This window comes from Desulfobacter postgatei 2ac9 (assembly GCF_000233695.2).
GTDB classification, from domain to species: domain Bacteria; phylum Desulfobacterota; class Desulfobacteria; order Desulfobacterales; family Desulfobacteraceae; genus Desulfobacter; species Desulfobacter postgatei.
Genome location: NZ_CM001488.1, coordinates 495,739 through 521,531 on the forward strand (window position 1 = coordinate 495,739; position 25,793 = coordinate 521,531).

General features: G+C 46.2%; 19 protein-coding genes and 1 pseudogene. 9 read left to right on the top strand and 11 right to left on the bottom strand.

The window, feature by feature from the left end:
• Positions 1 to 364 precede the first annotated feature (364 nt).
• The 3 genes and pseudogenes from DESPODRAFT_RS02345 (at position 365) to DESPODRAFT_RS02350 (ending at position 2,585) form a co-directional block, all read left to right on the top strand.
• Positions 365 to 1,144, top strand: coding sequence for a substrate-binding periplasmic protein (locus tag DESPODRAFT_RS02345; protein ID WP_172635715.1), 780 nt, complete (start codon positions 365 to 367; stop codon positions 1,142 to 1,144).
• 172 nt (positions 1,145 to 1,316) lie between these two features.
• Positions 1,317 to 1,589 (top strand): annotated as a pseudogene (locus DESPODRAFT_RS21830) (transposase); the annotation flags it as partial.
• A gap of 36 nt (positions 1,590 to 1,625) precedes the next feature.
• The gene (locus DESPODRAFT_RS02350; RefSeq protein WP_245531939.1) at positions 1,626 to 2,585 is read left to right on the top strand and encodes a hypothetical protein; all 960 of its coding nucleotides are present in this window, start codon (positions 1,626 to 1,628) and stop codon (positions 2,583 to 2,585) included.
• 408 nt (positions 2,586 to 2,993) lie between these two features.
• On the opposite strand, the gene DESPODRAFT_RS02355 is transcribed toward DESPODRAFT_RS02350, so the two are convergent.
• From DESPODRAFT_RS02355 to istA, 3 genes are all read right to left on the bottom strand, one after another.
• On the bottom strand, positions 2,994 to 3,173 hold the full coding sequence (locus DESPODRAFT_RS02355; protein ID WP_004071059.1) for a hypothetical protein: 180 nt from the start codon (positions 3,171 to 3,173) through the stop codon (positions 2,994 to 2,996).
• A gap of 353 nt (positions 3,174 to 3,526) precedes the next feature.
• Positions 3,527 to 4,282, bottom strand: coding sequence for an IS21-like element helper ATPase IstB (gene istB, locus DESPODRAFT_RS02365; RefSeq protein WP_040015801.1), 756 nt, complete (start codon positions 4,280 to 4,282; stop codon positions 3,527 to 3,529).
• On the bottom strand, positions 4,279 to 5,718 hold the full coding sequence (istA, locus tag DESPODRAFT_RS02370; protein WP_083843614.1) for an IS21 family transposase: 1,440 nt from the start codon (positions 5,716 to 5,718) through the stop codon (positions 4,279 to 4,281). The genes istB and istA overlap by 4 nt, the downstream gene beginning before the upstream one ends.
• A gap of 524 nt (positions 5,719 to 6,242) precedes the next feature.
• Here istA and DESPODRAFT_RS20855 point away from each other — a divergent pair.
• Entirely contained in the window at positions 6,243 to 6,722 is a 480-nt protein-coding gene (locus DESPODRAFT_RS20855) for a hypothetical protein (RefSeq protein WP_004071086.1), read from the top strand.
• 81 nt (positions 6,723 to 6,803) lie between these two features.
• Positions 6,804 to 7,649 carry a hypothetical protein gene (locus tag DESPODRAFT_RS20860; protein ID WP_004070694.1) on the top strand — a complete coding sequence of 282 codons (846 nt, stop codon included), beginning with the start codon at positions 6,804 to 6,806 and terminating at the stop codon, positions 7,647 to 7,649.
• A gap of 52 nt (positions 7,650 to 7,701) precedes the next feature.
• Here the strand turns inward: DESPODRAFT_RS20860 and DESPODRAFT_RS02380 are convergent, their stop codons facing one another.
• From DESPODRAFT_RS02380 to DESPODRAFT_RS02390, 3 genes are all read right to left on the bottom strand, one after another.
• Entirely contained in the window at positions 7,702 to 10,101 is a 2,400-nt protein-coding gene (locus tag DESPODRAFT_RS02380) for a putative bifunctional diguanylate cyclase/phosphodiesterase (RefSeq protein WP_245531996.1), read from the bottom strand.
• Positions 10,102 to 10,385: 284 nt separating this feature from the next.
• Positions 10,386 to 12,851 (bottom strand): phosphate acyltransferase, encoded by a 2,466-nt coding sequence (locus DESPODRAFT_RS02385; protein WP_004071088.1) that lies wholly within the window; start codon positions 12,849 to 12,851, stop codon positions 10,386 to 10,388.
• A gap of 68 nt (positions 12,852 to 12,919) precedes the next feature.
• Positions 12,920 to 14,731, bottom strand: a complete 1,812-nt coding sequence (locus tag DESPODRAFT_RS02390; protein ID WP_004071089.1) for an AMP-binding protein — start codon at positions 14,729 to 14,731, stop codon at positions 12,920 to 12,922.
• 361 nt (positions 14,732 to 15,092) lie between these two features.
• Between DESPODRAFT_RS02390 and DESPODRAFT_RS02395 the strand changes: the two genes are divergently transcribed.
• The 4 genes from DESPODRAFT_RS02395 (at position 15,093) to DESPODRAFT_RS02410 (ending at position 19,679) form a co-directional block, all read left to right on the top strand.
• Positions 15,093 to 16,841 (top strand): ABC transporter ATP-binding protein, encoded by a 1,749-nt coding sequence (locus DESPODRAFT_RS02395; protein ID WP_004071090.1) that lies wholly within the window; start codon positions 15,093 to 15,095, stop codon positions 16,839 to 16,841.
• On the top strand, positions 16,838 to 18,664 hold the full coding sequence (locus tag DESPODRAFT_RS02400; RefSeq protein WP_004071091.1) for an ABC transporter ATP-binding protein: 1,827 nt from the start codon (positions 16,838 to 16,840) through the stop codon (positions 18,662 to 18,664). The genes DESPODRAFT_RS02395 and DESPODRAFT_RS02400 overlap by 4 nt, the downstream gene beginning before the upstream one ends.
• 86 nt (positions 18,665 to 18,750) lie before the next feature.
• Positions 18,751 to 19,362, top strand: a complete 612-nt coding sequence (gene dcd / locus DESPODRAFT_RS02405) for a dCTP deaminase (RefSeq protein WP_004071092.1) — start codon at positions 18,751 to 18,753, stop codon at positions 19,360 to 19,362.
• Positions 19,359 to 19,679 carry a hypothetical protein gene (locus DESPODRAFT_RS02410; protein ID WP_004071093.1) on the top strand — a complete coding sequence of 107 codons (321 nt, stop codon included), beginning with the start codon at positions 19,359 to 19,361 and terminating at the stop codon, positions 19,677 to 19,679. Before dcd ends, DESPODRAFT_RS02410 begins: the two co-directional genes overlap by 4 nt.
• Before the next feature lie 23 nt (positions 19,680 to 19,702).
• Here the strand turns inward: DESPODRAFT_RS02410 and nadA are convergent, their stop codons facing one another.
• The 5 genes from nadA to grpE form a co-directional block, all read right to left on the bottom strand.
• Entirely contained in the window at positions 19,703 to 20,617 is a 915-nt protein-coding gene (nadA, locus tag DESPODRAFT_RS02415) for a quinolinate synthase NadA (RefSeq protein WP_004071094.1), read from the bottom strand.
• A 92-nt stretch (positions 20,618 to 20,709) separates the two neighbouring features.
• Positions 20,710 to 21,381 carry a LolA family protein gene (locus DESPODRAFT_RS02420; RefSeq protein ID WP_004071095.1) on the bottom strand — a complete coding sequence of 224 codons (672 nt, stop codon included), beginning with the start codon at positions 21,379 to 21,381 and terminating at the stop codon, positions 20,710 to 20,712.
• A 12-nt stretch (positions 21,382 to 21,393) separates the two neighbouring features.
• Positions 21,394 to 22,983 (bottom strand): class I adenylate-forming enzyme family protein, encoded by a 1,590-nt coding sequence (locus tag DESPODRAFT_RS02425; protein WP_004071096.1) that lies wholly within the window; start codon positions 22,981 to 22,983, stop codon positions 21,394 to 21,396.
• Between the two features lie 153 nt (positions 22,984 to 23,136).
• Positions 23,137 to 25,050 (bottom strand): molecular chaperone DnaK, encoded by a 1,914-nt coding sequence (gene dnaK / locus DESPODRAFT_RS02430; RefSeq protein ID WP_004071097.1) that lies wholly within the window; start codon positions 25,048 to 25,050, stop codon positions 23,137 to 23,139.
• A gap of 22 nt (positions 25,051 to 25,072) precedes the next feature.
• Entirely contained in the window at positions 25,073 to 25,678 is a 606-nt protein-coding gene (gene grpE, locus DESPODRAFT_RS02435) for a nucleotide exchange factor GrpE (protein ID WP_004071098.1), read from the bottom strand.
• Positions 25,679 to 25,793 lie beyond the last annotated feature (115 nt).

Below are 25,793 nucleotides of genomic sequence, written 5' to 3' on the forward strand. Positions count from 1 at the left end.
TCAAAAAAAAACAAGTTATACAACTTTACATAGGCTATTCAGGCAGTTTACGTCTTCCTTGGATGTTTTTTTATTACAGACCAAACGTAAGTTTGTCATAATCCGGTTCATCCTTCCTTACTGGATTACGGTCCATGGAAAGACTTTCAAGCGCTTCACGAACATTTTCAAGTCCAATGCTTTGTGTCCTTTCGGCAAGCATGCGTGAATTAAGCTTTAAATATCTTTTTGACAAGGACTACGAAATCGTCAAATCGTCATGGGCATGCTCGAAGTCCTTGTCACTCTGAATGAGGTGGTCCGGCAAAAAGATATTTTTACTGGAATTAAAATTTTCCTGCCTGTAAAAAAAGGAAAAAGGCTCATGAAATATATCCTACATATCAATCTAATAGCTATTTTTATCACCGTTGCATCGGCATATGCTCAACCTTTTAAGTTGACGATGGCATACGAAGATACCGCCTTACCGCCGTTTTATTTAGGGGAAGGCAAAGAGGTGCCGGCAAAACCGGGCATCGCCATTGAACTTTTGAAGCAGGTTGATGAGCACATTCATGAAATTACAATCAATTTTCGGAGAATTCCTTGGGACAGATGTCAAAAAGAGCTCAAAGAGGGTTTGGTAGACGCCATATTTCCAGGCAGTTTCAATGTGTCCAGGATGAAAATTGGTGTATATCCTTTTAATAATAGCGAACCGGATGGCGTTCGATGCCTTGTTTTTCTCTCTTATTATTTCTATGTCATTGAGGGCGATCCATCTACCTTGGATGGTTATCAAGGGGGGCTGAAGGGTACTATTGGTATTCCTACCGGGTACTCCATTATAAGGGATCTTAAAAGAGATGGCTTTGAGGTGGACGACACGGCTCAGACAACTTTGCAGAACCTGATAAAACTCAAAGCCGGCAATGTGCGTGCGGTTGCAGCCCAGGATGTTACGGCCGATCCTATCATCAAAAGCAATCCAGCATTGAAAGATATTGTTAAAATCTTTCCTGCCATAAACACCAAGCCCAACTATCTGATATTCAGCCGTCAATTCTATACTGAACACCCTGGCCTGGCCAAACGGATCTGGTCGGAATTAAAAAGCGTTCGGGAGGAGAACTTTGAGGCACTTTCTCTCAAGTATATGTAGTATCTGCTGATTTTCTATTTTGTTGGCTTTATAGAAACTATTGAATGTCACCCTACTTCTATTGTACAAAAATTTGAAAAAATGGTCTTATGTTAATAAGCTGTAAATAAAGGATTGAAAATGATAGAAAAAAAACTCTGAGGCTCTCAGTGAAGAATGGATAAAAGACAATATTCATGATCCAACCAACACATTCGTTATTTTACGTAAGATTATCCCTTGGCAAAAAATTACAGACAAACTGGTACACTATTATAGTGACAAAACGGGACGGACAGGAACTCCAATCCGAACAATTATAGCTGTTTTTATTGCCGCAAAGCTCCGGTTGCTCAGTAATCGGGCGATTGTTAGCCAGATCAAAGAAAATCGGTATATTCAATATTTTTGCAATGTCCCAGATGAAAATTTATTCACATTCATGCATCACAGCAACCTGAGCAAATTGCGAAAACGTTTTGATATTAAGGGGATAGAGACCGTGGAATCAATCATTTTTAATATATTGAGAGTTGCCAAAGTAATTGATACAGACAGCATGTTGATTGATTCCACTGTACTGCCCGATAACATCATTTATCCAACAGATGTCGGATTGATTTTCAAAGCCTTTAGAAAAATGGAGCAGTTTGCTCGACAGTATTATATTCCTATCTGGTGGGACAGGAAGGAGCTCAGGCAGCTACGGCGCGAATATAATTTGAATCGAAAAAAGACTGAAATTGAAGATTTATTTTTCGATGCTCTCTTGATATTTTCCGCTGGATTGCGGAAGTTTAAAACAATAGTGAAAAGCCTTGAGGGTCCTGATCAAGACAGAAAAAAAGCTCAGCAGCTTTTGGCTCTCCTGATGTTATTCCAAGATCAGAATGCACTAAAACTTGGGGGCGAAAGACATATTCCAAATCGGATTGTCTCCTTTGATGAACCGGACTCCCGCCCGATTAAAAAAGGCAAAAAACATCCAAGCTGTGAATTTGGAAGTACACTTCAACTTTCGTTCAACCGACAGGGTTTTATGATTACAATGGAAAATTTTATCGGAAAGCCTAATGATAAAACCCTATGGCCCGGGACAGCTCAATTGTTTGAAAAAAGAATGAAAGGTGTTCCTGAACATGCTATCGGGGATCAAGGTTACCGCAGCCGGTTAAATCAGGTAATCCCCAAAGGCTGTCCACACATCTTTCTTGGCAAAAGCCAGGATGTTGGCAAAGAGAAGCGGGACTTTTGTCAAAAAGCCCGTTCTGCAACGGAAGGCTTTATCGCAATTTCAAAAAATATTCGCGGTTTTGGCTGCAGCCTTTATCAGGGAAGCGATGGAAACCGTATTTGGTCTCTTTTATGTCAGACCGCGTATAACCTGAAAAAATTTCTTCAGCTCTATAATGATGAAAAAATCAGTGAAGAAAGCCTGATGAGACTCGGCTTACTGGGCTGATTTAGATCACCCTTATTCAGCGATCTGACTACCTGCAGTTCATCGAGATGGGTGGATTGCGGCTAAAATACGATGAAATTGCTGATCAACGACAATTATTTTTTTCCCTCAACGACAATTAAAATTCCCGTTCCCCATTCTTTATAACCTGTTTATTTTGTATTTGTTTTCCATTATTCCCTTGCTATTTTTTGTAACATTGATAATATCCCCCACCCCAGCCCGGAGGATAGGGCAACTGCTGGGAAGCACCCCGAGCGCCGTGACTGGTGACGAAGACATGGGGGGCAGTATGCACTTTACTGTATGCTGTCCTTCCCCCATGTTTTTGTCTTTAATGCGTAAAATCCTCGCGCCCTAGCGCGAAACAAATACTCCGTAGGGCCGCCGGAGGCATTGGGCCTTTCTTCATTTTTCTGGTTGGTACTTAAAACCCGCTTCAATCAGTATATATTCCAAAACTATCCCAACCTCACCTCTTCTTTTGAGTTCATCAAGCATCCACTGCTGGATTCGTGCATTTACAGGAACCCGCTTTAGATGTGTCGGCAATTTGGGTTTTGGTTTTCCTCTATATCCGCCACGCATACAGTCTCCTTTGAAAAACACCCGAAAGCTCTGCTATGAAAGAACCATAGATAAATGTATTACGCTTTACAAAAAATACAGGTGATTTTCGCATAAAAAAAATGACTATTTATTATCCGCCTATTTTTAAACGGGATTGTTATAAAATCCGGTTCTGCCATGTGTTAAGCCATGGCGTGACAAGATACGCCCAATAGTGCTTAAAGAAGGTAATGGCTGGACATTCTCATCTTCCATGTCCTCCCTGATAACACGGGCACCACAATGAAGCCCATTATTGTATAAATGTAGCCGTATCATTTTGACAATTTCTACGATCTCTTCCCGGGTATACGGAGTATTCATTTCATGCACTAACATGATTCTGCCTCCTTTTTGGCCTGCTCCATACGATAGCTTTCAACATTCAATTCGAAGATAATGCTGTGGTGAACAAGCCTGTCAATAGCCGCAGCAGTTGTCATAGGGTCCTTAAAAATCTGTTCCCATTTAGAAAAGGGAAGATTGCTGGTGATCATCAGGCTGCCTTGTTCATACCGATCTGCCAGGAAGGTGAACAGAACTTCCATCTCTTCCCGGCTTTGCTGGACATATCCGATATCATCGATAATCACGGCATCAAATCTGGAAAGACTTTTGAGCTTTTTTGTCAACTCAAGTTCCCTTTTGGCGATCAGCAGATCCTGGACAAGATGGCTGCATGGGATGAAAAGGACCTGTTTTCCTTGTGCAATCAATTCATGACCAATGGCACATAACAGATGGGTTTTCCCGCTTCCAGGATTTCCAAAGGCCAAAATGTTTTCAGATTGATTTAAAAAAGAGCCGTCGATCAGTACATTCAAATGATTAGCGACCTTTATGGGAAGACGCTTTTTATCAAAATTCTCAAAGGTTTTCGAGGGTGGCAGCCTGGATGCCCTCAGGTTCCGTGCTATCCGGTTTTGCCAGCGCCCTTCACATTCAAGATTCAGCAACTGCAAAAGATAGTGCTCATACCCCCATGACTCAGCCCGGGCCTGATCTGCCATTTCTTCATAGCTGCGGCGCATGGTCGGCATGTGCAGACTTTTAAGATGGTTTACAATCTGGTCTCTGTCGCTCATCATGCCTCCACCATTTTGAGAAGTTGGTCATAACTGCTTAAATCAATGGCCGGGATATGGATATCATCCGGCCCGGCAACAGGGGCATTAGATTTCATAAGCCGCTGGACCGCATCTTTGCTGATCTCATGGCCTTCATTAATTAAAATCGTCAAGGCATTGTCTACAGCCACTTCACTGTCTTTTGCGGCAAGGTATAGAATCTTCAGATATCTTGACGCAGCGCTTTGAACGGTATAGCGCTCTTTTAAGTAATCATACGCGATCCGAAAACGGCTGGTGGGGAACATGTCATTACGATATCGATAATTTTCAAACGCCCCCGGTTTTCTGACCAAACTGTCAATGATATGCCGGTAATTGACTTTGTACTTCCCTTCCCCCCGTAACCGCGGCAAGGTATCGACCTTTTTTTGCCCGTACCAGATTTCCAGGTATTCCATGTAAAGGCGGACCTGTATTTTTTCTCCTATAAGCCTGCTGTTCACTGAGTATACGTTGTGATTAACTCGTATGGTACAGCCGGGACCGACTTTGAGATCCAGTTTTTTACATGAGTCGATTCGGGTTTTGGGTAGCCGATGCAAAATTTCAAGTTCTTTTGATAGGCGGTCTTTTCGCCCGGCATTCAGTTGGCAAAACAGTTTGGACAGAAAACACTCATATTCCTCCCGGTCTTTAAAATTCCGGTGGCCTTTTAACAGAAGGGACTGGTCAACAGCCTTTTTAAATCGATAATTGCGCTGCTCCACATCACCATTTTCATTGGGACTGGATGGGTTCGTTTTGCAAGGTGTCAGACCGTAATGGTCCATAAGATCCTGATACCTGCGGGTGAACTCTTCCGGATGGGTCTCCTTGTTAACAGCCGTCGCCAAACAATCTGTACGGTGACGATGGGGAACACCGCCCAAGTTCCATAAGGCATTTTGCAGGCCATGGCTCAGGCTTTCAAAACTTTCAGAAAAACATATGCTCCCGGTTTCCCAGTTAGAAAAGGTTAAAACAAAATGATAGATCATGTGATCAAAGGGAACGCCGCCTATGGTGACATCCAGCTTATCCATATGCGTGAAGTCAGACTGGCATAGTTCGCCTGGTTTATGTATTTGTGCAAAGAATATTTCTTTGCCGGGACCTTCTGTGGCGCGCCAATGCTTGATCCGTCGCTGCAGGGTCCTTAATTGACCATCGGCAAATCGGCCGGGCTGTTTGCGCTGCATATCCTCAAAAATGGTTTTGGCTTCCAACCCCGGATTTATTGATAACATTTCTTTGATACTATCCCATGCCTCTTCAAACGGATCTTTACGTGTACGCCAGTCGTGCTCCTGTTGAAGCTCGCTTGGTAATTTACCAATTTCACGGTACTTTCGAGCCGTCTTCTCATCCATACCTGCTTTCATTGCTGCGATCCCGAAATCCTTCTCAGATTGAATCAACTTGAACAACCTCCTCACTTGTTGGTTTGTTACCATCCAAATCACTCCTTCAGTAAAATTTGGATGCTTTTACCATTTTTTTGATTCTTTAAATTTCGGGAATTTTAATTGTCGTTCGGCGGGAATTATAATTGACGCTGATCAGAAATTGCCTTAAAAAACGCTCTAAACCCCTAACAAGTCTTTTTTTACCATGATTTTTTAATGAAGGTCTTAAAAGGGGGTCAAGGCTATCTTCTTCATATAGGAGAAAATCAGCAGATACTATGTAGGCGGGCTATCCGAGGGAATCCAGATGAACTATTTTACTCGATGATCCAGTTTTTTGGGATTAGACAATGTCACAATATTGGGAAATGTAAAGGCTGGTCAAGTCGATGGTATAATACCAACTATTCCAGCTGATATCTCACCCATCGGTTGGCCAGCCTCCACTGAGCAGAATAAAATAAGTTTTACTTGAATACAAGGGTTCCATTGCGATATATGCTTCATTTCTGCAAATAATAAATGAGGCGGATGTGTTAATAGAGAAGCTGTTGCCGTTTGTTGAAAATTATACCGAGTCACTGAATACTGAGTTAACAGAGTCTTCCCCTGGGATGACCTTAAGTAAATCACAAAAATTCTGGCTGGGTTTCTGCATCACTGGAATCATTTTAACCAACAGCATCAATTGGACTGCTTTTTCCCGTATCAGCATAGGACGGTATAAAAAAACAGCACTTTCCTGGATGTTTCGCCATTCTAAAATTGCTTGGGAGCATCTGTTCCACTTCAGTCTCAAAATTATTTTCAAAGTATATGGTATCACCAAAGGCGTTGTCAGTATTGATGATTCCGATAAAAAGCGCAGTAAATGCACAACAAAAATTTTTGGCGTCCAACAAAATAAAAGACAAATCAACAGGCGGTTTTTGCATGGGTCAAGGCTTGGTATTTTTGGTATTGATAACACCGAAAATAACCATTCCAATAGGCTATGGCTTTCATGTTCCTGATCCAAAAATCAGCGAATGGGTCAAGGAGGATAAAAGGTTAAAAAGGCTGGAGTTCCAAAATCAGAACGCCCGAAAAAGCCGATGCGATCAGATGAATATCCAACTATTTCAAGTATTTCTATAGCTCTTTTAAAAACCTTTGTACAGCAACACCCTGAAATAAAAATAGAAGCAATTGTTGCAGATGCCTTGTATGGTAATGCTGAGTTCATGGATGAGGCTTCAAAAATTGCAGGAAGCGCTCAAGTCATTAGTCAAATAAGGTACAATCAAAATATTTCATTCAAAAACAGTAAAAAATCAGTGGAAAAATATTTTGAAAATATTCAACCGATTCAAAAAACCATACATATACGCGGAGGCAAAGGGGTTGTTGTACTTATTAAAAGTGCCAGAATACATGTGTGTGCCCATAGAAAAAAACGATTTGTCATTGCAATAAAATACACTGGAGAAGAGGACTATCGGTACCTTGTCGCTTCGGACCTGACCTGGCGATATGCTGATATAATAGATGCTTTTACACTCAGATGGTTAGTAGAGGTTTTTATTCAAGACCACAAGGGTAATGAAGGGTGGGGAAATTTGACCAAACAACCTGGTAAAGATGGGTCTTACAGAAGTTTGACCCTGAGCCTGTTGGTTGATCATTGTCTCCTCCTTCATCCGGACCAAGTGGCCTCGATAAATAACAAACTGCCCGCAAAAACTGTTGGCAGCCTATGTGATATCGTCAAAGTTGACAGCATCTTATCCTTTGTCGAACAAATCATTCACAGTGATGACCCAGAATCCCATTTCAAGCAGATCTCGGTATTTTTAAAAGAGCATTTTGTAAAGTCAAATGATTCCAAAAAACACATGAATCTAAAACCTTGGGGAAATTATCAATCCTCCCCATCATTAAAATATAAAGCATTCTGTTAACATGGGGATAATAACTGGTAGATACGTTCCATGTCAATTTTTAAAAACTGGATCATCGAGTTTTAGCATTTTCCGCAGGTAGATTGGCTTGAAGATAGTTTTTTGACAGATATGCGGTAAATTCCTTAAAAGGCATGGGGCGAGCATAGTAAAATCCCTGGAACATATCACAGCCTTCTTTTATGAGAAATTCAATCTGTCCTTTTGTTTCAACGCCCTCTGCAATGGTGCTCATGCCCATGGCCTTGGCCATGGCCAGTGCCGCCTTGACAATGGCTTTTTTAGATTTCTTTTTTTCAATCCCGCTGATAAGAGAACGATCTAATTTCAAAGCTGAAAGTGGGAAATTATTGACTGAATTCAAGGAGGAATACCCGGTTCCGAAATCATCGAGTTCTATTTTGAGCCCGATATCACACAGTTGATTTAATATAACCTTGGCCCGGTCAATATCCTGGACAAGGCATGTTTCTGTTAATTCAAATCTAAGGTGTCCCGGATCAACACCGGTTCTATTGATGATGGCCATAACTTTATCCATAAACTTGTCATCCATAAATTGTCTCGCACTGATGTTTACAGCGATCGAAAACATGAACGGCCGGCGATACCTATCTAATTCTTTCAGATATTGACAGGCCCTTTCCAGAACCCATTCGCCTATGGGGATAATTAATCCGGTGTTTTCTGCAATGGGGATGAAGGATCCGGGGGATATCATTCCCCCCTCATGAGGCAACCAGCGGATCAGTGCTTCAGCCGAACATAGACTACCGTTGTTTAGAAATTGAGGCTGAAGGTAAAGTGAAAATTCCTGGTTGTCAATCGCCCGTTTCAGTGCATGGGCCATCTCCGTCTGGGAATTGACAAGTGCCTGACGTGATTCATTGTAGAAGCAGCATCGATTGCGCCCCAGATCCTTGGCCTCATACATGGCAACATCAGCTCTTTTCAGCACATCGCTGTCATTTGAATCGGCATCTTTAAAAAGGGTCATACCGATTGACGCAGAGCAATGGTGGGTATGCTCTTCTCGGCCGAGTATATATGCCTGGCCCAGTGCAAGCCTTATTTTTTCTGCGATCTGCATGGTCTTCTGGGCCCCCGTTGCCTCATCCGAACCGAGCAATTCGAGGACAACCACAAATTCATCGCCGCCAAGCCTTCCCACGGTGTCTGTTTCACGGACGCAACCAAGCAGTCTTCGGGCAACCTCCACCAACAGGGCATCGCCCACATTATGCCCCCTTGTGTCATTCAGACTTTTGAAGTTATCCAGATCCAGCATCAGTATTGCACCATAGTTTTTGGTCCGTCTTGATGTTGTAATGGCATGGGCCAGGCGGTCTTTGATAAGGCGTCTGTTGGCAAGGCCGGTTAAAGAATCATACAATGCCATTCTTTTTATTTTGTTTTCTGAATTTTTCCGCTCGGTAATGTCTTGGATCGTGCCGACGATTGTTTCAACCTCGTTTCCGGTCTTATTTAAAATGGCGATATGCTGAAATACCACTCTCTCCTGGCCATCGGGCCTAAGTATACGGTATTCCATGTTCACGGGTTCATCAGAGTTACGAAGGGTGTGAAACGCCTGTTTTATAACCGCCTGGTCTTCTGGATGAACAACCTCCATGGATGATTTTCGGGTAACAACAAAATTTTCTTGGGAAACACCGCATATGTCGTAGACCTGATCCGACCATGTCAATTTTCCGGTTTTTAGATTCAATTCCCAGTCACCAACAATGGCAAGTTTCTGGGCGGTTAAAAGGCGCGTTTGGGTTTTCGTCAGCTGATTTATTGAGGATTCAAGGGATTGGAGCGTTTTTCTCATTTGTAATTCAAAGGGCCTGAATATAAACATCAGTTCAATGAGAAGGGCTGTCATGACCGTGAGCCAGATAATCATCTCAAATTTTTCAATTTTTAAAATCGCAGCATGACTAATATTTTCATATTCTTCAACAGCTGCATCAAGAAGCGGTTCTAAAGCATGAGGGCCGTAGGTTGTCAGAAAAATGTATGCAGCAGAATCAATGTTCAATGTCTGGATATCCGAGTCATAGATCTGCTGAGCGTGCTCCAGAAACCGGGTCAGAGCCATTTCTAGCCCAACCATGGGATCGTCATATATGGTCATCAGGTTCATATTGGTGACCATGGGAATTTTTTTATGTGGATTTCCGTTTCGCAGATCATCATGGGCAGATTTCATTTTATGAATGGTTCTTCCCACTTGGGAACGGGCCAGATCGAATTCCGACTGATCTGAAGTGGATGCCATTAAACTTGAAAAATAAGCTATCCTATTAGTCAATCCGGATTGGTGGCTGGCAAGATTAATCAGTTTTGCAAAGTCGCGTTGTTTGGATACGACCGTATACATGGTGATATATGAGGCGGTAGCCAGAAGTGCAATGGCGCTGAGCCCGAAAAGATATCGCAACCTCAAATTTTTTACTGTATTGAGATGTATCAAACTGCCTTGTGCCCATCCATAATTGAAAGGCACCCTCCGTTTCTTGTTTTGCTATCTGAACGCATTGAAGTAACGTTCTGTGTTTGGACCGTTAAATACATATTTTTAAACCATCTCATAGTCGGATCGGTTGAATTCTGTACGGCTACTTAAATTTGAGAATAGCAGCAAATTGTTAGAATCTTATTAGTTCAAAAAAAGCTGGGGGATATGGGAAATTTCGTGCTGGCATTTTCTACAAGGTTTCATCTGTAATCTTAAGACGACTCCCTGCTCTGGTTTTTAAGATCAAAGTAAAATTTTACGGCAAGGGACAGTGACGCCAGTTTTGACCGTATGGAATCCCCCCTTGATGTCAGAATCAGGGGCATATCACCACACAGAATAACCCCGGCAAGGGCTGCCCCGGACTGAGTCGTCAGGGTTTTCCACAAAATATTGCCCGAATCAATATCCGGCAGGATCAGCACATCGGCGTTGCCCCGAATCCGGCCCGTGTAATGCTTCTCTTCGGCAATGCCAACATCCATGGCCACATCCAAAGATAAGGGGCCTTCCACAATGCAGTCGTCCCTGTCTGCAAAACGGGCCGCAATACGTTCTGCCTCCATGGAGCTGTCCACGCTGCGGTTTACGTTTTCAACGGCAGAAATAACTGCCACCTTGGGTACCTTGATATTCAGGTTATGCACCACTTTTAATGCATTCTCAAGGATGGCCATACGTTTTTGTTCGTCAGGGTAAGTGTTTAACGCACCGTCTGAAAATGCCAGCAATTTGTTCCGGGTGGGGATGTCCACAATGGCCGTGTGGCTCATGACCTGGCCTTTTTGGAGTAGACCACTGGATTTTAGGTATTTAAAAACCCCCCTGAGAAGATCTTCTGTATGGATGCTCCCTTTCATCAGGATATCAACTTTGCCCTGGTCCAAAAGGCTGACAGCTTCTTCTACGGGTGTTTCGGTATCAATGATGGTGTAGTTGTCATTGTCAATGACAAGGTCGTATTCATAGGCCATCTGGCTGATCTCCTGGAAATCACCAAGGAGAACAAATTTGGAGATGCGGAACTGGCCTTCTTCATTGGCCTTTTTAGCCGCCTGGATTGCCTCTTCGTTGCTGGCGCCCACAATGGCGATGGTTGGGGCATAATTTGCTTCGACTGTCAGGTATGCCGCATCAATGATATCGTCCAGGGTGGTCAATGGCGCGCCTTTTTTCTTGAACCTGATTTCGCGTTTGAATACGGGGGTGTCAATCAATGTGTCTTCATCATGCCTTCTTTTTTTAAGGGCATCCCGTTCGGTTTCGTAATCTTTGAGAGACTCAGGGGCATAATATCCCCGGATCTGTCCGGCAGCCAGGGCGTCATGTTCAAAGTAACCGGGCATGACCACCACGGGGTAGCGCCCTGCGATATTCTGCTTGACCCGGTGCATCATGTCCGGATTTGAGGCAAGTCCGCCGGTGATTGCCATTACCCTCACATCTGCCCCGTCGGCAGTAAGCTTGAGCATGCCGCCGGCAATTTTTCTTGCCATAAAGTTTTGAACCAGTTCTATTTTTTTGCGCTGTACCGGGGTGGCCCCCTGGCGCAGGAATCCGATCATGGCATAGAAATCATTGGTGCCCACAAGGGAGAGAAGACCGCCCCGGCTGTCCAGGATCTGTTCAAGGTCCCGGATGGAGAGCTCCTTGGATTTGATGGATTTGACAACCCGGTCTATGTCGATGGCACCGCTTCGGCTTGTTGACGGCAGACCGGAATAGGCGTCTATGAGCATGGTGACTTGTCCCCGTCGATGCGCGGCAAGGGAGGTGCCCCCGCCTAAATGGGCGGTGACGGCGTTCACATGTTCCGGTGCCTGATTCATCAAAGAGGCCACAATCCGCCATACCGCCTTGTGACTTAAATAATGTGCTCCGGCACCGTTGCGCTTGATTTTTACAAATCCTGTAACCCGGTCCACCAGATCCAGTTCATCACAGACAAAGGGATCTGTGGTCGTCAAAAGCAGGTCCTTTTGACTGCCTGCCATCCGGGCCAGCTCCATACCCATGGGAATACCCATATTGCTGGCATGGGACCTCAACGGCGCCTCCACAAGGTCCCTGACCATTTCCGGGACCACCCGGTAGGTTCCGGACGGAATGGGTTTGAGAAATCCTCCCTGGCAGGCAATGCCGTCAAAGGAGCCAAGGGGGATTCCGGCGCGGTCCAGATGGGCGGCCACAGCTTTTATCCTGTGGTCTATGCTGTCATCCTCATCGGGAAGGAGATGTATTTCAAAACGGTGCACCTGTTCCAGACCCTGGTATACGGCAATCCGGGTGGAAACAGTACCCGGATTCAGTAGAAGAAATCGTATATCTCCCTGTTGCGCTTCCTGGGCCAGGGAAGGACCGAGAAGACGTCGTATCGCGGGGGATTTTTTCTGACCGGCACGTTCCATTTCCAGCATCATGGACAGGGCGTTGCCCACAATGGTATTGATTCCGGGGGAAGGGGGGGATTTAATCAGGACCTCGATGACGGCTGAAAGATCACTTTGCATGATCCTGGCATCCAAAGTTTCCATACCTTGTTTTATCTGTTCTGAAAGATCAGCTAACCATGCTTCACTGGTCACGGTCAAATCTCTTTCAAAGGCGGACATGGAAACATTGATTTTTCCGATTTCAGCCACTGCTTCAATTATTTTATTACGAAGGTTGGCATTCACTTTTTAGGTCCCTTTTATTTATCGTCAATCATTTTTTTGAGTCCATTAATGGCCCCTGGGATGGCATGTCAGTCAAGGGGTTCCTCCCCGGCTGCAATGCGGCGCAAAACAGACCGGAACAGTTTTCCTGTGGCGGTCTTTGGCAGCTGGTCCGTGATGATGATTTTTTTCGGTACGGCAAAACGCCCGATTTTATCCGTAATATAATCTTTTATCTGGTCAACACATTTTTGTTCATCCTGAATCTTATTACGGGGCACCACGAAGATTACAATATCCTCACCGGATTTGTTCTGGGTGCTGATAATAGCCGCTTCTTCAACCAGGGGATGGGAGGTAAGCACACCTTCGATCAAGGATGCGCCCAGGCTCTGTCCTTTGACCTTAATGCTGTCATCAAGCCGTCCCATGAACCAGAAAAAACCGTCTTTATCGCTTCTTACCCCGTCGTAGGTGAAGAAATAGCCTTTGAATTTTGAAAAATAGGTCTTTTTAAAATGTTCGGTTGTGCCCGGGGTGGCCATTGGCATAGCCGGCCATGACTGCGAAAAAACCAGGTTGCCGCTGATGTTTGTTTTACAGGGCTCTCCAAAATCGTTTATAATTATGGGTTCCACCCCTAAAGCACCAAATCCGAGGGTGCCGGGCCGATTCAGTTCCGGGGTCGGGTATGAATTGAGCAGTGCGATACCGCTTTTGCTCTGCACCCAGAGGTTTACCACCCGTTCCGGACCCTTTACCAGTATACTGTCTGCATATTTAACCAGCCGGGGGGGGAGGGCGTTTCCACAAGAGGCAATGACGGAAAACCGTTTGGATGTGTTCAGCTGCCCCTGACCCAGTTGTTCCCTAACTTCTGAAATCAACGTCGGAGGGCACAGCAGCGCCGGATTGGGTTGCTCATTGAGAATATCTTCAATGGTATTCACCCGGAGATCCTCATCAATGAGGATAATACCTGTGCCATTGGTCAAAGGTCCCCACAGGCCGTATGCCTGGGCAGGGGCTTTGTAGATATCCAGCGTGTTGACGATCATTTGGGGTTTGTCCTGATCAAGGGCTTTATTGAAAATATCGTCAAAGGAGGCGTGGGCCTGGACCAGGAATCCGCCGGTTGGGAAAACAGACCCCACATGTTTACCGGCCAGGCGGTTTTCATAAACAGTAAACAGGGGATGATTCGCCTCGGGACAAGCCGGCTCCAGTCCGGAAGGATCTGCCTTAGCCATGTATTCTTCAAGCGTTGGGATACCTTCAATCGTTTCACCTGAAATGAGTATGGAGAGATCTTCAAGCAGGGCACGGACCGTCCGGGCATGGCTCTTTTTTTCTTCGTAAGCGTCGCTGTTTGCCATGATGACAAGTTTTGCCCTTGATGCGGTAATATCCTCTGCCACAATGGAAGAGGGCAGATGGCACCCTATGGGCAGGTAGGTGATCCCAAGATAGGCGGCTGCCAGGGCGCTGATGACAAATTCAGGACAGTTTGGCAGGTTTAAGGCGATGCAGTCCCCCTGAGTCAGGCCGGCCCGGTGAAAAGCCGCTGCCAATCTGAGTACCTTGTCTTTAAGTTCATTGAAGGTCAGGGTGTAGGCATCGCCGGATTTTTGATAAAAGACCAGGGCCCGTGCGTCTCCCTTCCCTTTTTCAATTATTCTGTGAAGTGCGTTTTGGGCGGCATTGATCTGTCCGTCCCAGAACCAGGATGCCAGGGGAATAGAAAAATCCTCCTTGACCACATAAGAAAAAGGCGTCTGCCATTGCAGCTGTTCTGCTATTGCAGCCCAGAATTGTTCACGATGGTCAAGCGTATGTCTGTGCAGGCGGCGGAATGCGTCAAGACGTGTGGGTAATTTTTGGACAAGGTCAATGCTTTCCATGGTTTTACTCCCTAATTTGGAATATTCAAGGGGTCATCCGTATGTGATTGCGACCATCATCATATCATAATTGCCAGCCTATCAGTTAGAGTAAATACCATTAAAATAGGTGTCAGCACAAAAAGCTTAACGATGAATTTGGTGAAACCTATAGATTCGGCAAAAGAGGCAGGCTCATGTTGCGCTTCAGGGTCGTATAATGGTAGAGGGTAAATGCTATCGGAGTTACGTTGCAAAAACCTAACCGTACATCACTGGGGCCTGTCTGGTTTTTACAATATTGAAACTCTTTTCCGGATGCTTATTTTTTACAAACATGTGAATCGGTTTGCTGCCGCAGCCCATTGACCGGAGTCAAAAGTTGAAGTTGATCCTTTACTATTTCAAAAAAAACTTAAGAAAGATCGCTGCGGGTGTCTTCTGTATAATTGTGGTGGATCTGCTTCAGCTTGTGGTTCCCCAGGTTATCAGCAGGGCTGTTGACATTTTGGCGGATGCAGATTTTGACCGTCATGTCCTTTTAACGCAATGCGCCGTGATTGTGGGGGCCGGGCTTATCATGGCCCTGCTCCGTTCCGGGTGGCGCATGCTTTTAATGGGCTCGGCCTGGGATCTTGAGCGGGGCATTCGGGATGAACTGTACACCCATATGCTCAGCCTGGACACGGCCTATTATGACAAAACCCGGGTCGGGGACATCATGGCCCATGCCACGTCGGACATTGTTCATGTGCGTATGGCATTTGGTTTCGGCATCATCGCCTTGGTGGACACCCTGCTTCTCGGCAGTGCCTGCATCGGCATCATGGTCTGGACAAGCCCCAAGCTTGCGGCCCTGTGTCTGATCCCCCTTCCTTTTCTGGTTCTGGTTACAAAAAATCTGGGCAACAGGATGCATAAGTATCACAACACAGCCCAGGAGGCTTTTTCCGAACTCACCGAACAGATCCGGGAAAGTTTTTTCGGTATCCGGGTGATCAAGGTGTTCAACTTTGAGCCCCAGGTCCGGAAAAAGACGGAAAACCACGCACGGGACTATTTTAGAAAGAATTTGAAACGGGCCTATATCAATGCCCTGCTGCATCCTTTACTGGGACTTTTTTTTAATATATCCACCCTGATCATTGTTTTTTACGGCGGGACCCTGGTCATGGAAAACCGATTAAGTCCCGGAGAGTTTGTGGCCTTTATTCAATACTTGGGGATTCTTGCCTGGCCGGTGATTGCCATCGGGTGGATGACCAATCTGATCCAGCGGGGAATGGCATCCCTGAAACGAATAAATGTTCTTTTGAACACCCGGTCCCAAATCACTTTCCCTGAAGGTACGGTGATGCCGGACATTGTGAAGGGCAATATCCGGTTTGAAAAGGTGTGTTTTTCCTATGATAAAAAGATGAACGCGCTTTCCGGTATTTCCATGAATATCCCGGCCGGGGCCAGGATCGGCATCACCGGTCCGCCGGGTTGCGGGAAAACTACCCTGCTTTCATTGATCTCGCGCCTGTATGACCCAACAAGCGGCCGGGTTTGCCTGGACGGGAAAGATTTGAAAACCTTTGATCCTCAATTTCTGAGGCGCCATATCAGCTTCATGGCCCAGGAACCGTTTTTGTTTTCAGGGACGCTGGAAGATAATATCCTTATGGGGAAGAGCGTTTCCGACAGTAACGACCGTGGCATTCTGGACCAGGTCATTAAAATCTGCGCCCTGGAAGAAACCGTTGATCAGATGCCCGACGGTCTTGCCACTCTGGTTGGGGAACGGGGGGTGACATTGTCCGGCGGGCAGAAGCAGCGGGTGACCCTGGCCCGAACCCTGGTGTCCCCTAAATCCGTGATCCTTCTGGATGATCCGGTCAGCCAGCTGGATACCCGCACCGCAGACCGGGTGATCCGGGGCATCAACCGGATGAATCGAGATGCCGTCATGATCATGGTCTCCCACAGGCTTTCGGCCCTTGCCGACTGTGACCGGATTTATGTCATGGACAACGGCAGAATTGCGGACCAGGGCACCCATGAGCAGCTAAAGGCATCCAATGCCTTTTACCGTACATCCTTTAATGTCCAGCAGTCAGAGGGTGAGCCATTAGGAGACCGGCTATGAACCAGTCCCACGTCTTTTCCGACGAGGAGAAAAAGGTCAGTCTGGCGAATCCGACCCTGTTTAAAGCATTGATCCCTTACGTTCGGCCCTATGCCTGGATGCTTGCTTTAACAACGGTTCTGGTGTTCATGGTCACGGGGTTTGAACTGTTTCAGCCCTGGCTCATCCAGCAGGCCATTGATGGCTTCATCCTCGTTTCCGGTACCCCGGGACTTCATATCATGGGTCTTGAAATCGAGCAGTTTTCCGTTTTTTGCATCTGGTTTGGCGTGGTGATCCTGGCGGGGTTTGTCCTGGATTTCAGCCAGGCCATGTTCATGGAGTACACGGGCCAGAAAATTATGCTCAATCTTCGGTGCCGCCTGTTTGACCATATGACGGACCTGCCCGTGGCCTATTTTGATAAAAATTCCTCGGGAAGACTTGTGGCCCGGGTAGCTGGGGATATTGAAAATATGAACGAAATGTTTACAAGCGTTCTTGTTTTTATTTTCAGGGATCTTCTGCTCATGACCGGCGTATTTGTCATCCTGTTTTTAACCAATCGCCGCCTTGCCTTTTATTTAAGCCTGATTGTTCCCGTGGTCTTTGTGGGCGTGGTTTATTTTTCGGGTATCCTGCGCAGGGTGTTTCGTGTGTTGCGGCAGAAAAATGCCGAGATCAATCACCGTTTTTCCGAAGCCATTACCGGTATCCGGGCCATCCAGACCTGTATGGCCGGCCTGCATTTTATCCATGAGTTCAAGCGTCTGAACCTGGCTCACTTCAGGGCAGCCATGGCCCACATCCGGGTGTTTTCCGTGTTCATGCCTGTCGTGGGGCTCATGGGTACCTTAGCCGTGGCTGTCATTATCTGGAACGGCTCTTTTATGGTGCAGCGTCAGGTCTTGACCATTGGTGAGCTTGCGGCGTTTTTGACCTATATGAAATTGTTCTTCAGGCCCTTAAGGGAGTTGTCCGAGAAATTTAATCTATTGCAGAATGCCTTGGCCTCAGCCGAAAGGATAATTACGGTATTGAACACACCCGAAATCCGACAGGATACGACGTTCAAGGGGCCGGATCCCGGCGGTATCCGGCATCTGGTATTTGAAAACGTGGCATTTTCATACACACCCGGTGTTCCGGTATTGAAAAATATCAGTTTCAGTCTTGAGAAGGGCCGGGCCATGGGCATTGTGGGTCAGACCGGTGCAGGAAAAAGTACCATCATCAATCTCACGGCCGGGTTTTACAGCCCCACCGGTGGACGCATCCTCATTAACGGTCAGGACTATGTGCACATGGATATTGCCGGCATCCGGCATCACACTGCCCTGGTCATGCAGGATCCCATCCTGTTTTCAGGAACGGTGCGGGAGAATATTGCACGCCCTCTGGATGGTGACATCCGCCAGGATGATCAAGGTCTTGAAAGCGCTCTGAAAAATGCCGATTGCGCTTTTCTTTTCGATAAATATTCAGGACTTGACACCATGCTGCAGGATGGCGGCCGCCCTCTGTCTTCGGGGGAGAAACAACTGGTCTGCATTGCCCGGGCCTTTTCATTTAATCCGGATCTGATCATCTTTGATGAGGCAACCTCTTATATGGATTCCCAATCCGAGGTAAAAATCCATGCCGCCATGAAAAAACTGATGAAAGGTCGCCTGTCCATTATTATTGCGCATCGCCTTTCAACAGTCAAATCGTGTGATCACATACTGGTGTTGAGGGATGGACAGATCATTGAACAAGGCACCCATGAACAGCTTGCCCTGGCCGGTGGCGAATATGCACGGCTTCTTGAAAAGGAATGGTCTGGATGGAATCCAACTCTTTAAAACGGTTTTGAAATTGCTTGCATTGGCCTATAATGCGGTATATAACGCCCCAATAAGGGTGAACTGGTTAAAATAGGGGGTATATTATGACTGCATTAAGTGATAATGACATCAAAAGGCTTTGGAATGAAGGATGCTTTGTTGTAGATCCTTTTCCAAGTAAGATAAACCCTGCTTCCATTGACCTGACACTAGGCAATAAACAATATCAGTATAATTTTGAAAATTATATACTCGGATCTGAGATTGACTCAGAAAAAGATGTTGTACAAACAGAATTTTTAGATCTCACGTTAGAACACGGAGAATCAGTATATATAGGAATAGCTGAAAAGCTTACCATACCTTACGATGCTATGGGTTATGTTTTTCCAAGGAGTAGCATTACGAGGTTAGGCGTTCAGATCATTCCAGTATTTATGAACCCTGGCTATACAGGGTATATGCCGCTTACAATTACTAATCACTCAGGTAAATCCGTAACAATAAAACCAGGTTGCAGGATTGCTCAATTAAGCCTGTTTTCACTCAATACCAAATCTGGGAACACATACGGTCGTAGAGAAGACGCAAAATATCAAAATGAAGATGTTTCCCACTCGCAGCTTCATAAGGATGAGGAATTTCAAGCCGCTATTGATAGGGCTGTGCAACGCATGGCACCCAACATCAGTAAATTAATCAATGCGTCTAAATGAGCAAGGCTACTCGACAGGATATAATAAAATCAATCGGCGCTGGTATTGAGTATGATATCCTCAAAGAAGGTCAAATCAAACCTGAGGATTCACCTAAATTCAAGGCATTGGTAGAAGACAAAGCAACCGCCATGCTCGAAAAGTATGAAGGGTCTATGCGCCCAAGCTTCTGGTATGGTGTTTGGCAGAGCGTTACAGGTAATTTTATTTGGCTCATAATATTGGCGATACTTGCCTTTATATTGGCAATATTCAGCCTGAATATATGGGATCTGCTGATTGATTCAATAGCGACAAAACTTAAAACTATGCCATAATTATAGCCATGCTTCTCTGCTGTCTATTTGATATTAATCATTGTTTTAACCGCATTCATGGCTTTGATACGGATCGCTTCTTCGACCACCACCCTTCCTGACATTTTTTCAAGACAGTTCCAAATGTCCTGCAATTGCGTTTTTTTCATGTCCGGGCATACCAGTTGATCTGATACGGGAAAAAATTTTTTTTCAGGGAGTGCCTTTGAAATGGCGTGGATCAAGCCTATTTCTGTGCCCAGGATGAACTGGTCTGCCGAGCTTTCACCGGCAAACCGGATCATTCCCGATGTGGACTGGATGCTGTCGGCAAGTTCAAGCACATCGGGGCGGCACTCCGGATGGACCACGAACAGGGCTTTGGGGTGGGCGGCTTTTGATGCCTTGACCGCTTCAATACTTAAATCGTTGTGAAAGGGACAGTAGCCGTCCCATAAATGGATCTTTTTGTCGGTATTAGCCGCGGCATACCGGGCCAGGTTACGGTCCGGTGTCATGAGTACTTCTTTTTCTTTTAATGCGTTCACCACCTTGATCACATTGGCGGAGGTGCAGCAGATATCTGAGACCGCCTTTACTGCGGCAGATGAGTTGACGTAGGTGATGACAGGGATGCCGCCAAGGTCGCCCTTGCGCCTGACCAGCGCCTCGGGAGTCACCATGTCTGCCATGGGACACCCGGCCTCGGGGTTGGGCATCAGCACTATTTTGTCCGGGCACAGGATGGCTGCGGTTTCAGCCATAAAGCGGACCCCGCAGCAAATAATAATGTCCGCGTCCGTGGCAGCCGCCTTTATGCTCATCTCAAGGGAATCGCCGCACAGATCCGCTACGTCTTGGATCGGGGCAGACTGGTAATTATGGGCCAGGATAATGGCCTTTTTTGCCTTGGCCAGGTCCCGGATTTTCTGGTGGAGTGTAGAATTTTTAGTCGTCATTTTATATTAAAACTTCAATACGTAGTTAAATTACTTTGATGTTTTGTTGTAGGTTGAGTCTGGGTGTAGATAGGCCAGGCAGCCCATGGCTGTTAGTCCATTTCGATAATTTCAGTCCCCGGCAGGGGGGTAAATTCAAATATCTGTTCGTCAAAGGTACTGAACTGGATATTGGTAAATATGAATTTGGTGATATCTCCGTAAATATTTTCAGTTTCAACCACAGGAATTTCATACCCTGGAAGATTTACTGTGATACGTATTTTTGCAAGCTCCGGGGTTTCCTTTTTAGGCGTCAGCACAAGCTGTGCAAAGTTTTTTCCCGATTTGCCCGGTTCAACGGTAAATTCTTTCCTGATTTTGTGAATATCTGCCAGAAAGGCGCCGCCGGAGCCGGATTGGAAAAACGGGGCGGCATCTCCGATCATCACCTGGTTTTCTTCGGGACGGTAAATCCACAGATTTTTTCCATTGGTGATGATTTCATGGTTGTCTGAACTGTCGTATACCCATTTCATTTTCCCCGGATGGCTGAACCAGGCCCTGCCTTTGGCAATTTCAGTCACATCCAGGGCCGTCAGACGGGATGCCTGTTCAAAGTCGGCAATAAAGCTTTTGTTGGCGTATTTTGCTTCAATGCCGGAGACGATTTTGGCGGTTTGGGCATCAAGGGACTGGGCTGCATTGCAGGGCACGGTTACCAGTAACATGGAGATAAAAATCGTCATTGCGCATGGGGTAAGACGCGTGAGCATATATTTCATTTTGGTATTCCTTTATTTGAGCAGTAGATCCATGGATTTACGTTTGTCTTCCGCATAAATTCTTCGCAGTCTCGGCTTTTCTATTTTACCGGTGGGGTTTCTGGGTACATCGCCGAAAAATATTTTTTTCAGTTGCTTGTACCTGGGAAGCTTGCTCTGGAAATCAAGAACATCCTGTTCGCACATCATGGTATTGGGCTTAAGGCTGATAATTCCGGTAGGGATCTCTCCTAAACGTTCGTCTGGCACACCGATTACCGCAATATCCCGGATTTTTTCATGTTTGAGAAAGAAATTTTCAATTTCCACAGGAAAAATGTTTTCCCCGCCATAGATGATCACATCCTTTTTGCGGTCCACAAGCCAGATAAATCCGTCTTTGTCGTACCTGGCCATGTCCCCTGTAAACAACCAGCCGTCTTTTATGGTTTTGGCCGTGGCTTCCGGGTCTTTGTAGTACGCTTTCATCACCCCGGGGCCTTTGACAATAAGCTCTCCGGTTTCACCAAAGGGCAGTTGGCTGCCCTGCTTGTCTACAATTCGGGCTTGCCATCCATATCCGGGAAGGCCGACGGGGCCGATACGGTCCGCATTTTCCACGCCTAAATGGACACATCCGGGGCCTGATGATTCGGTTAATCCGTAATTGGTGTCGTAATCCTGACCCGGGAAATGTTTGCGCCAGTTCAGGATCAGGCTTGGGGGCACGGGCTGGGCCCCGATGTGCATGAGGCGCCACTGGGAAAGGTTGTAGTCGGCTGGTTTGATTTGCCCACTGTCAATGGCAATGACAATGTCATGGGCCCAGGGCACGAGCAGCCACACAATGGTGCACTTTTCTTCGGAGACTGCCTCAATGATCCATTCCGACTTGACGCCGTTGAGCAGGACGCATTTCCCTCCCACCAGAAAAGAACCCATCCAGTGCATTTTGGCACCGGTATGGTAAAGGGGCGGGATACACAGGAATACATCATCATGGGTTTGGCGGTGGTGGTCATTTTCCACGTCACATGCATGCCTCAAGGCCCTGTGGGTGTGCAGAACCGCCTTGGGGGTGCCGGTGGTACCGGAGGTGAAATACAGGGCAGCATCGTCTTCAGGGGTTATTTCCACGTCCGGAGGTGTGAGCCTGTCCGCCTCACAGATAAATTGTTTAAAAGAACAGGCCCAGTCCGGGCAATCGTTTTCCGGCTCTGTATATATCCACAATTCCACAAATTGGGATAATTCCTGCCTGATTTCTTCCAGCCGGTCCACAAATTCCGGTCCGAAAATAAAAATCTTGGCTTCTGCGGTTACGGTGCACAAACGGATTTTGTCTGATTCAAACCTGAAATTCAGGGGAACGATCCAGGCCCCGGTATATAATACACCGAAATAGATGGGCAGCCATTCGAGGCAATTGGTCATCAGCTGGACCACTTTATCCCCTTTTTTAACGCCCTTTGCCTGCAGGGCATTGGCTGTCTGAACGCTTTGCCCGTAAAAGTCGGACCAGGTGATTTGTGTTCGCCGGCCTGTGGCCGGGGTTCGTTCAATTAATGCTGCTTTTTCCGGATAAAGAGCGTTGTTCTGCCGGAGGATATCAGTAATTATCATGTATAAATGAGTTTAAATAATTTTTTAAAGTTAATTTACCCTGTAAATAAAAATCCTGCCGGGTCAATATAGATTACGGCAGGATTATATTCAACATCAAAAGCCCCTCCTCAATCAGCAATTATAATTCGGGGCGGGACCTATCGAGCATTGTTATTTATCTTTTTTGACCTCTTCAAAATCCGCATCAACTACATCATCATCGTCACTGGTAGATCCGGCATTCGTACCGGCGGCTTGTCCGGCCTGGCTGTCTGTCTGCGCCTGCTGGTACATGACTTCGGCCAGCTTGTGGGAGGCCTGGGACAGGGTTTCGATTTTGGCCTTGATATCCTCAAGGTTGTCGGAGTCTTTGGCCTGCTTCAGCGCCTCGGCCGCGTCCTCAATGGATTTTCTGGTGGCTTCATCGACTTTGCTCCCGTGTTCTTTCAGGGTTTTTTTGGTTTGGTCCACCAAGGCTTCTGCCTGGTTTTTTGTATCCACCAGTTCTCGTTTCTTTTTATCTTCGTCAGCGTGCAGTTCAGCATCTTTAACCATGCGCTGGATTTCATCCTCGCTTAAGCCGGAGGCTGCGGTAATCTGGATGGACTGCTCCTTGCCTGTGGCCTTGTCTTTGGCAGATACATGAACAATACCGTTGGCATCAATGTCAAAAGTTACCTCAATCTGGGGAACGCCTCTGGGTGCAGGGGGGATGTCGGATAGTTCAAACTGACCCAAGGTCTTATTGTCTGCGGCCATCTGTCGTTCGCCCTGGAGTACGTGAATGGAGACGGCCGGCTGGTTGTCGGCTGCCGTGGAAAATACCTGGCTCTTTTTGGTGGGAACGGTAGTGTTCTTTTCGATCAGCCGGGTCATCACGCCGCCAAGGGTCTCAATGCCCAGGGAAAGGGGGGTGACATCCAGCAGAAGCACGTCGTTGACATCACCCTGGAGCACGCCGGCCTGGACTGCGGCACCCATGGCAACCACCTCATCCGGGTTAACACCCTTATGGGGTTTTTTGCCGAATATTTTTTCAACGCGTTCCTGAACCGCAGGCATACGGGTCATGCCGCCAACCAGAACCACCTCATCCACATCGCCGGGTTTCATGTGTGCGTCTTTCAGCGCTGTTTTACAGGGCATTTCCAGTTTGTCTAAGAGATCGGATACAAGGGACTCCAGTTTCGCTCTGGTCAGTTTAATATCCAGATGCTTGGGGCCGGATGCGTCCGCTGTAATAAAAGGCAGGTTAATGCTGGTTTCCGTGGAGGTTGATAACTCCATTTTTGCCTTTTCAGCAGCCTCTTTCAGCCGCTGAAGGGCCATTTTATCGTTTCTCAGGTCAATGCCCTGGTCTTTTTTGAACTCACTTGCCAGATAATCAATGATCCGCAGGTCAAAGTCTTCGCCGCCCAGGTGCGTATCACCGTGGGTGGATTTTACTTCAAAAACCCCGTCGCCGATTTCAAGGACAGAGACGTCGAATGTACCTCCGCCAAGGTCAAAAACAGCGATTTTTTCCTCACCTTTTTTATCTAGGCCATAGGCCAGGGACGCGGCTGTGGGTTCATTGATAATACGTTTGACTTCCAGGCCTGCGATTTTACCGGCATCCTTGGTTGCCTGACGCTGGCTGTCGTTAAAGTAGGCCGGGACAGTAATAACGGCCTCGGTTACGGCCTCTCCAAGGTAATCCTCGGCAGTTTTCTTGATATTGGCAAGAATAAACGAGGAAATTTCGGCAGGGCTGTACTGCTTGCCCCTGATGTTGATCCGAGTATCGCCGTTGGCGGCTGCCTCTATTATATATGGCAGTATGGGAATGTCATTCTGGACTTCCTTTGAGTTGAATTTCCTGCCGATGAGACGTTTTACACCGAAAATTGTATTTTCCGGGTTTGTTACGGCCTGGCGCTTGGCAGTCTGGCCTACAATACGCTCCCCGCTTTCAGTGACAGCCACAATGGACGGTGTTGTTCTGCCGCCTTCGGCATTGGTAATAATTTTTACCTCTCCACCGGGTTCCATAACCGCGACACATGAATTGGTTGTGCCAAGGTCGATTCCAATAATTTTACCCATAACAATTCCTTTCTAAATATCTTTATTCTTCTTCAGTAGGTTCTTGAGTCTGCGTTTCAACTCTTTTTGAGACAACCACCATGGCTGGTCTGAGCAGTCTGTCATGCAGCAGATATCCTTTTTGCAGGACATCGGTGACGGTATTGTCCGGAACATCATTATTCTGTGCATGGGTGACGGCCTGATGAAAATTGGGGTCAAAGGGTTGATTTTCTGCCTCAACCGGCTTTACGCTGAAGGATTCAAACAGCTTGAGGAGTTCTTTGTGCGTCAGTTTTACGCCTTCAAGCAGGCTGGTTTCCTCCACGGCATCCGTTGCCGAGCCAATGGCCCTCTCAAGGTTATCCACCACTGAGAGAAGCTGTCTAAAAACGGTTTCATTGGCAAATTTCTTGAAATCATCAATTTCTCTTTGCTTGCGTTTCTTGAAATTTTCAAATTCAGCAGATAATCTGAGCACCTTATCTTTTTCCGCATTTAATTGATCTTCAACCCCTTTGTGATCATCCTTTCCTTCCGGGTTATTTCCTTCATCGGAATTTTTTTGCTCGTCTGTCTCAGGAGTATCCGGGGAATCTGTTTTTTCCTCTTTCCCGTCAGCTTTGTTTTTATTCTCTTTGAGTACCAATGTATTTGCTCCAAAATCCCTTATTTTAAGTGTTTAAAAGTTAATTGAATGATAAATTATGGCTGAAAAATAAGTCTGTTTGAAAACATGTCAAGATATAAAAGGGAGGTAAAAA

Coding starts and splice junctions, on each gene's coding strand:
- nadA (WP_004071094.1), bottom strand. CDS start 20,617: ATGACGACTAAAAATTCTACACTCCACCAGAAAATCCGGGACCTGGCC.
- DESPODRAFT_RS02355 (WP_004071059.1), bottom strand. CDS start 3,173: ATGCGTGGCGGATATAGAGGAAAACCAAAACCCAAATTGCCGACACAT.
- DESPODRAFT_RS02425 (WP_004071096.1), bottom strand. CDS start 22,983: ATGATAATTACTGATATCCTCCGGCAGAACAACGCTCTTTATCCGGAA.
- dcd (WP_004071092.1), top strand. CDS start 18,751: ATGACTGCATTAAGTGATAATGACATCAAAAGGCTTTGGAATGAAGGA.
- dnaK (WP_004071097.1), bottom strand. CDS start 25,050: ATGGGTAAAATTATTGGAATCGACCTTGGCACAACCAATTCATGTGTC.
- istB (WP_040015801.1), bottom strand. CDS start 4,282: ATGATGAGCGACAGAGACCAGATTGTAAACCATCTTAAAAGTCTGCAC.
- DESPODRAFT_RS20860 (WP_004070694.1), top strand. CDS start 6,804: ATGCGATCAGATGAATATCCAACTATTTCAAGTATTTCTATAGCTCTT.
- DESPODRAFT_RS02420 (WP_004071095.1), bottom strand. CDS start 21,381: ATGAAATATATGCTCACGCGTCTTACCCCATGCGCAATGACGATTTTT.
- DESPODRAFT_RS02345 (WP_172635715.1), top strand. CDS start 365: ATGAAATATATCCTACATATCAATCTAATAGCTATTTTTATCACCGTT.
- DESPODRAFT_RS02390 (WP_004071089.1), bottom strand. CDS start 14,731: ATGGAAAGCATTGACCTTGTCCAAAAATTACCCACACGTCTTGACGCA.
- DESPODRAFT_RS02400 (WP_004071091.1), top strand. CDS start 16,838: ATGAACCAGTCCCACGTCTTTTCCGACGAGGAGAAAAAGGTCAGTCTG.
- DESPODRAFT_RS02410 (WP_004071093.1), top strand. CDS start 19,359: ATGAGCAAGGCTACTCGACAGGATATAATAAAATCAATCGGCGCTGGT.